Genomic DNA, 7415 nt, shown 5'->3' with positions numbered 1-7415 from the left:
CCGCCCGCCTCGCCGGCCTCTCCAGCCCCCTCGGTCCCTTCGGCCCCCTCCGACTCGTCGGCCTCATCGGCCCCGTCAGCCTCATCGATCTCGTCGATCTCGTCGATCTCGTAGTACAGCGCCGTGCCGTCGTCCGCGATCGCCCGTCCCGGGGTGCCGCGCAGGGTCCCGTACGGGCCCGCCGTGTCGAGGGCGAGGCGCGCCCTGCGGCGCATGCCGCGGCTGACGGTGAGTTTGTCGATGGCGACGCCCGCGGCGGCGCCGGCCGCGATCACGCCTATCGCGGCGCCCGCGAGACCGGCCCGCCGCCAGCTGCCGGTGACCGCGGAGGCCGCCGAGACCGCGGCGGTGGCGGCCCCCGCCGCCTCCTGCGCCGCGCCGCCCTCGCTCACGAGCCGCCGCCTTCCACGGGCCGGGCGGGGGTGCCCGCCTCCGGCGTCGCGTCCTCGTTCAGGAAGACGCGCGGGACCCGGTCGCTGACGCGGGTGACGATCTCGTACGCGATCGTGTCCGCGGCCTCGGCCCAGTCCTCGGCCGTGGGCTCGCCGTCGTCGCCGGGGCCGAACAGGACCGCGCGGCTGCCGGGTTGGACGACGTCGCCGCCGAGATCGACCACGAACTGGTCCATCGCGACCCGCCCTGCCACCCGCCGCCACGGGCCGCTGCCGCCGATCAGCACCGGGCCGCGCCCCGACGCGTGGCGCGGGATGCCGTCCGCGTACCCGAGCGGCACCAGGCCGAGCGTGGTCTCGCCGGCCGTGCGGTACGTGTGCCCGTAGCTGACGCCGTGCCCCTCCGGGACCCGCTTGACCAGCGCGACCGACGCGGACAGCGTCATCACGGGCCGCAGCCCGAAGTCGGCGGCGGTGCCCAGCTCGGGGCTGGGGGCGATGCCGTACGTGGCGATCCCCGCGCGCACGAGATCGAAGTGGGTCTCGGGGAGCGTGAGCGCGGCGGCCGAGTTGGCGATGTGCCGCACCTCGGGCTCGACGCCTTCCTTCTCCGCGTACGCGAGCATCTCGCGGAACACGTCCAACTGCGCGCCGACGGACGGGTGGCCGGGCTCGTCGGCGCAGGCGAAGTGGGACCACAGGCCGGTGATCCGGACCTCGCCAGCGGCCTGGGCGGCGAGCGCGGCACCCACGAGTTCCGGCCAGTCGGCGGGCTGGCAGCCGTTGCGGCCGAGGCCGGTGTCGGCCTTGAGCTGGACACGGGCCGTGCGGCCGGTCGCGCGCGCGGCCTCGGCGACCTCGCGCAGCGCCCACAGGGCGCTGACGCCCATGTCGAGTCCGGCCTCGATCCCGGCGGCCCACGGGTCGCCGGGGGTCCACAGCCAGCACATCAGGGGTCCCTCGTCCCCGGCCGCGCGCAGGGCGAGCGCCTCGTGCGGCGTCGCGGTGCCGAGCCACGCGGCTCCGGCGGCGCGGGCCGCACGGGCGACGGGCACCATGCCGTGCCCGTACGCGTCGGACTTGACGACGGTCATGAGCCGCGCGCCACCGGGGGCGACCCGGGCGCGCAGGGCGCGCACGTTGGCGCGCAGGGCGGCGAGATCGATCTCGGCACGGGCCCTGACGTGCCGTGAGCTCTGGTGGTCAGCGGTCATCGTGCCAAGTGTCTCAGAACAGACCTCGTCGGTCCGCGCGCCGGACCCGACGACCGCCGGGCTGGCGCGATCGGAGCCCGCTCCGGCCCCCGGACGCCCGGCGCCCCTCACCCTTCCCGCGCGCCTCGCTGCTCCGGCGCCGCGTGGCGGTTCACCGAGGCGCCGAGGCCCACGGCCGTCTGGGGGGCGAGCAGGACGATGAGGATGATCAGCGGTACGGTCCAGCCGCCGGTCGCCTGGTGCACCGCGCCGAGCGCCAGCGGCCCCGCGGCGGCCAGCAGATAGCCGAAGCACTGCGCCATGCTGGACAGTTGTGCGGCGTGCCGGGTGTCGGGCGAGCGCAGCACGATGAACAGCATCGCCAGCGAGATGGCCGCGCCCTGGCCGAGGCCGAGCAGGATCATCCACAGGTACGCGCCGCCGACGGGTGCCGTGGCCATGCCGGCGAAGCCTCCCGCCGTGAGGACGGCGCCGATCGTCGCCAGCAGTCCGGGGCGTACACCACGGGCCGCGAGCACCGGGCTGAGGAAGGCGCCCGCGATGCCGAGGAGGCTGGAGAAGGAGAGCATCCAGCCGGCCGTGCCCTGGGCCATGCCCGCGTTGGTGAGCATGGTCGGCAGGTAGGCGGCGGCCGCGTAGTACGAGAGCGACTGGAGGCCCATGTAGCCGGTGACTAGCCAGGCCACCGGGTGGCTCCACAGTCCGCGTACGGGGTGCGCCGCCGCGCCCGCCTGCGCGGCGGAGGCGCGCGTGCGGCGGCGGACCTGCGGGGCCCACACCAGCAGCGCGATCACGGCGAGCAGCCCCCACAGCGCGAGCGTGGGCCGCCAGCCGAGGCCGAGCACGTGCCCGACGGGCACGGTGATGCCCGCGGCCAGGGCCGCGCCGCCGAACAGCGACATCGAGTACAGGCCCGTCATCAGGCCCACGCGGTCGGGGAAGTCCCGCTTGATGACGCCGGGCAGCAGGACGTTCGCGACGGCGATGCCGGCGCCGACGACGACGGTGCCGCCGAGCAGCGCGGCCATCGACGGTATGAGCCGCAGGGCGGTCCCGCAGCAGATCGCCGCCATCGTCAGCAGCAGCACCGGTTCCATGCCGAGCCTGCGGCCGAGGCGCGGCGCGAACGGCGCGAGCAGCCCGAAGCACAGCAGCGGCAGCGTGGTCAGCAGGCCCGCCGTGGTCGCGGACATGCCGGTGGAGGCGCGGATCGTGTCGAGCATGGGCGACGCGGCGACGATCGCGGGTCGCAGGTTCAGCGCGAGGACGATGACGCCGACGCCGAGGAAGATCCCGGCGCGGACGCGCGGCGTCGCGCCACCGGGGCCGCCCGTGTCCACGCCGCCGGCCAGGTCGCTGACGGTGTCCGTGCCCGTGTTCTCTGAGGCAGTGCTCACTCTCGGTTTCCTTCCTCGCGGCCCATGCCGCCGTCGCGCCGGCTGCCCGGCCCTGGACCGGGCAGCGGGTCCGCGGCCTGGAGCGCCCGCAGCGAGCTGACCGACTCCTCGATGTAGCGGGCGACCGCGTCCGTGGCCGCCTCGGCGTCGCCCGCCCCGATCGCGTCGAGCAGGTCCGCGTGCGAGTCGGCCTGCGAGCGCCGCGGGTCCGGCAGCGGCGCGTCCACGATGGACGCGATCGCGCCGCGCAGCCCGTCCGTCAGGTGGCTGTAGAGGTCGGCGAGCATGCCGTTGTGCGCGGCGGCGACCACCGCGTGGTGGAACGCCACGTCGGCCCGTACGAACGCGTCCGTGTCGCCCGAGTCCCAGGCGGCGCTCCGCTCGGCGAGCGCCTTGCGCAGCACCGCCAGGTCCTCGTCCGTACGCCGCGAGGCGGCGAGCCTGGCCGCGTCGCGCTCCAGGCCCGAGCGCACCTCAAGGGCCTCCAGGTGCCCGGCGCGCCGCAGCCGCCTGTGCAGGGCCGCGCCGAGCGCGTCGGAGGCGCGCACGTACGTGCCGTCGCCCTGCCGAGGCTCCAGCATCCCGCTGTGCCCGAGAGCGCGGACGGACTCCCGTACGGTGTTGCGCCCCACGCCGAGCATCTCCGTCAGAACGGGCTCTGCGGGGATCTTCGTCCCCACCGGCCACTCGCCCGACTCGATCAGGCTCTGCAACTGCTCGATCACCCGGTCGACCAGACTCGACCGCTCCGCCACCCGAATCGGCACACCGGCCCCCTCTCTCCTCGCGCCCGCGCTCGCCACGCCCCCGTCCGGCCAGACTGCCGAACATCCCATGTTTCTAGGTATGACAATGAGCCTAACATCCCATGTATGACCGCACGGGCGCGGCTGAGGCCCGGGGGCCCCCGAGCGGGTCCGGGGCGCCCGCCGGCGAGGCCGGCCGCTCAGCCGCCGATCGCCACCGCGTAGCCGTACCAGGTCGCGTGCGGGAGCCACTGTTCCAGCCAGCGCCAGTCCGTGTTCGGTCCTGTCTCGGCCTCGCCCGGGTCCCACTGGAGGCCGGAGCCGTCGGTGGCGCGGCCCGTGATGCCGTTGACGATGCCGCCCGCCGAGCGGAACCAGCGGTAGGAGCCATGGCCGAGCGTCACCGGGTCCGGGTACTCCTGGTAGAGGGGCACCTCGTTGCCGTGGCCCTCCATCATGCAGACGCTGAACGGGTTGGCGCCGAGAATCCAGTCGAGCTGGGCGGTCGCGTACGCGTGCAGCCGCTTCGCGAGGGCCGGGTCGCCGAGTTTCGCCGCCGCGAGGCGCGCGGCCGCGGCGAGCGAGGCGATACGCGCGTTCTCGCCCTGCCACCAGGCGTCCTGGGTGCGCGGGGTGACGTTGTGCGGGAAGAAGAAGCCGCTGTAGCGCTTGCCGTCGGCGTCCTGCACGAGCTGGCGCGCGTAGCCGTAGGGGTTGGCGACCTCGGCGGTGACGGCGAGTTCGAACTCCATCGACCTGCGGACCGTCTCCCGTACGCGCTTCGCCGTGGCGTCGTCGGCGACGTCCAGGTACGTCAGCAGCGCGACGGCGGGCAGGCCCGCGTCGGATGGGTGGAAGAAGGGCCGGTCCTTGTCGTCCGCGCGCCAGTAGTCGCGGTACGTCTTCCAGCGGGCGAGGCGCGCCATGAGCCGCTTCGCGCGATCGGCGGCGGCGGCCCGGTAGGCGCCCGCCTTCCCCGCGTCCCCCGCCGTGGCCCTGGCGAGTTCGACGGCGGCGAGCAGGCCGTTGGCGTCGTCGAGGATGTTCTCCTTGCCGTCGTTGACCATCCCCGCGTTGTGCGTCGCCAGGTACGCGAACGCGTCCTCGGCCGCGGCAAGGTAGTCGGCGGACGCGTGGTCGCCGGAGACGGGGTACGTGCTCGCCCGCGCGAGCGCCGCCACCGCGAGCCCCGCGCCCTCCCGGTAGGCGACCTGGGTGCCGTCGAGGGTCCGCTTCGCGGGGTCGGCGCCGAGGTCGGACGCCTCGTCCTGGGAGATGGAGCTGTAGAACGTGGCACCTGGCTTGTGGACGCGCGCCAGGTAGTCGGCGCCGAACAGCCCCTCTTCGAGGAACCAGCCCACGAGGGCGGTGAAGTCGGAGTCCTTCCGCGCGACCAGGGCGTCGTGCGTGGCGAGCATCGCCCAGGCGGTCAGCGGGATGGAGAGGGTGTTGAAGTACGTCGTGTCGGAGAGCTGCGTGAAGTGCTTGCCCCAGTCGGCGGCGGCGTCGTACCAGCCGCCGTGCGCGTCGACCGGCTGCGTACCGCCGGACGGCACGAGCGAGCGGTCCGTCTTGTCGTACTGGCCGCTGGAGCGCGAGTCCTTGAAGTAGTGCGCGACGTGGGAGAGCGTCCTGCGCTCCAGTACGCCCGCCTCGACGCGGAAGGGCGCGGAGTCGGCGGCGGGCCCTTCGCCTCCGGCGCCGCCGCCCAGCACGAGCACGTACCGGCCGGGCGTCGTGAGCGCGGAGAAGTCGGCGATCCAGTGGTACTGGGGGGTGGCGGGCCAGTGGTCGGCGCGCCAGTCGGGCACCGCGCCCGCGCGGCGTGCGGTGCCGCGGTGCGTGGTGCGGCCGGTGTCGGCGTCGACCACGCGGTACGGGACGGGGCGCTCGGAGTCCGCGTCGGCGACAATGACGGCCCGCTTGGGGCCGCCGGCCTCGTAGCCGACGTTGTTCGCGTGGACACGGGCGCCCCGGCCGGGCCCGCCGGCCGCGCCCCCGGGGGGGGGGGCCGGGGGGGGCGCGGGGGCGGCCTGCGCGGCGCCCGCGGGCGCCAGTCCGCCGGCGATCCCGGCGACACCCGCGCCGAGGGCCGCGGTCCCGCTCAGCAGCAGCCGCCGCCGGGTGCGGTCGTGGCCGGGCCGGTCGTGGCCGTGGTCGGGGTCGTGGCTGTACTCACGGTCGTGGCCGGCTGGTTGGGGAACGGACATGGATCTGATCCTCCACGACGAAGAGACGAAGGGGGTGCCGGAAAGAGCCAACGATTAGAAGGAAACTTTCCAAACAATCCGCGACCGTAAGGCCGGGTGATCGGCGGGTCAAGACCCCGCACAGCGGCACCGGTTCGGGAGCGGACGCCGCCCGCCCCGCCGGCCGGCACCGTCCCGCTCCCGCTCCCGCTGCCGCTGCCGCACGGCGATGTGCGACGAGGGCCCGCCCAAGTCGCCTCCAGCGGCGTGCTGTTCGGAACCCATCCGCTGAACCACCCCCGAACCTCCCCGAATCCACCCGGACCTCCCCGAGGCGTTTGGCAGCCGCCGCACCGGCAAGCGGTCATAGACATGACCACGCGTCAAGGGCCTCTGGAGGAAACGACGTGAAGCGCTCGATCCCCACCATTCACCGCATATCCGCGCTCGGCGTCGCCGTCGGCACCGTGCTCGCCTCGGGGGCGATCGCGGTCCCGGCCCAGGCCGCCACCCCCGTCCCGGCCAGATCCGGCCCGGCGGCCGTCCGGCAGGCGGCCGTGCTGAAAGCCGTGCCGAAAGCGCCGTCGATCGCCGCCGCGGGCGGCTACGTGATGAACGACGCGAGCGGCACGTCGTACTTCACCAAGGCGGCCGACACCCGCAGGTCGACCGGGTCCACCACGAAGATCATGACCGCGCGCGTGGTGCTGGCGCAGAAGGGCCTGGACCTGAAGCGGAAGGTCACGATCCAGAAGGCCTACAGCGACTACATCGTCGCGAAGAACGCCTCCTCCGCACATCTCATCGTCGGCGACCGGGTGACGGTCGGACAGCTGCTGTACGGGCTGCTGCTGCCGTCCGGCTGCGACGCCGCGTACGCGCTCGCCGACACGTTCGGCAAGGGCTCCACGCGCGCCGCGCGGGTGTCCTCGTTCATCGGGCAGATGAACGCCACGGCCAAGAGCCTCGGCCTCAAGAACACGCACTTCGACTCGTTCGACGGCATCGGCAACGGCGCCAACTACTCCACGCCGCGCGACCTGACCGAGCTGGCGGGCAACGCCATGAAGTACAGCACCTTCCGCACCGTCGTGAAGACGAGGTCGACCAAGCAGAGCACCCTCACGAAGAGCGGCGGCCACCGGACGATGGCGTGGACCAACACCGACAACCTGCTGGGGAGTTACTCCGGTTCGATCGGCGTGAAGACGGGCTCGGGGCCCGAGGCGAAGTACTGCCTGGTCTTCGCCGCCACGCGCGACGGCAGGACCGTCATCGGCACGGTCCTCGCCTCGTCGTCCGAGACGAGCCGCACCGCGGACGCGAAGAAGCTGATGGACTACGGGTTCGCGCGCTGACCGCATGCGCGGCCGGGGGGGGGGGGGGGGGGGCGGGGGGGGGCCGCTCCGGGGCGCGCGGGGTAAGCCCAGGGCCCGGCAGGCCCAGGATGGCGCGTCGCTGATCCATTCCGTGATGG

General features: G+C 74.2%; 5 protein-coding genes and 1 pseudogene. 1 reads left to right on the top strand and 5 read right to left on the bottom strand.

The features are described 5' to 3' along the window. From LCE31_RS23845 to LCE31_RS23825, 5 genes and pseudogenes are all read right to left on the bottom strand, one after another. Positions 1 to 392: pseudogene (locus tag LCE31_RS23845) on the bottom strand (hypothetical protein); the annotation flags it as partial. Next, complete coding sequence (gene alr, locus LCE31_RS23840; protein WP_225017426.1) at positions 389 to 1606, bottom strand: alanine racemase; 1218 nt, start codon at positions 1604 to 1606, stop codon at positions 389 to 391. The pseudogene LCE31_RS23845 and the gene alr, both read right to left, overlap by 4 nt. A 107-nt stretch (positions 1607 to 1713) precedes the next feature. Further along, a complete protein-coding gene (locus LCE31_RS23835; RefSeq protein ID WP_308042299.1) occupies positions 1714 to 3003 on the bottom strand; it encodes a CynX/NimT family MFS transporter in 1290 nt (429 codons plus the stop codon). Next, entirely contained in the window at positions 3000 to 3770 is a 771-nt protein-coding gene (locus tag LCE31_RS23830; RefSeq protein WP_225017424.1) for a FadR/GntR family transcriptional regulator, read from the bottom strand. The genes LCE31_RS23835 and LCE31_RS23830 overlap by 4 nt, the downstream gene beginning before the upstream one ends. Before the next feature lie 179 nt (positions 3771 to 3949). After that, positions 3950 to 5959, bottom strand: a complete 2010-nt coding sequence (locus LCE31_RS23825; RefSeq protein WP_225017422.1) for a glycoside hydrolase family 9 protein — start codon at positions 5957 to 5959, stop codon at positions 3950 to 3952. Positions 5960 to 6357: 398 nt separating this feature from the next. On the opposite strand from LCE31_RS23825, the gene LCE31_RS23820 reads away from it, so the two are divergent. Next, positions 6358 to 7296 (top strand): D-alanyl-D-alanine carboxypeptidase, encoded by a 939-nt coding sequence (locus LCE31_RS23820; RefSeq protein WP_374118537.1) that lies wholly within the window; start codon positions 6358 to 6360, stop codon positions 7294 to 7296. Positions 7297 to 7415 lie beyond the last annotated feature (119 nt).

Origin of the sequence: Streptomyces sp. 8L, assembly GCF_020176795.1 — a bacterium.
In the GTDB taxonomy this organism is placed as follows: Bacteria; Actinomycetota; Actinomycetes; order Streptomycetales; family Streptomycetaceae; genus Streptomyces.
Note: the sequence above shows the minus strand (reverse complement) of the source record. Positions and strands in the feature narration are given on the sequence as shown.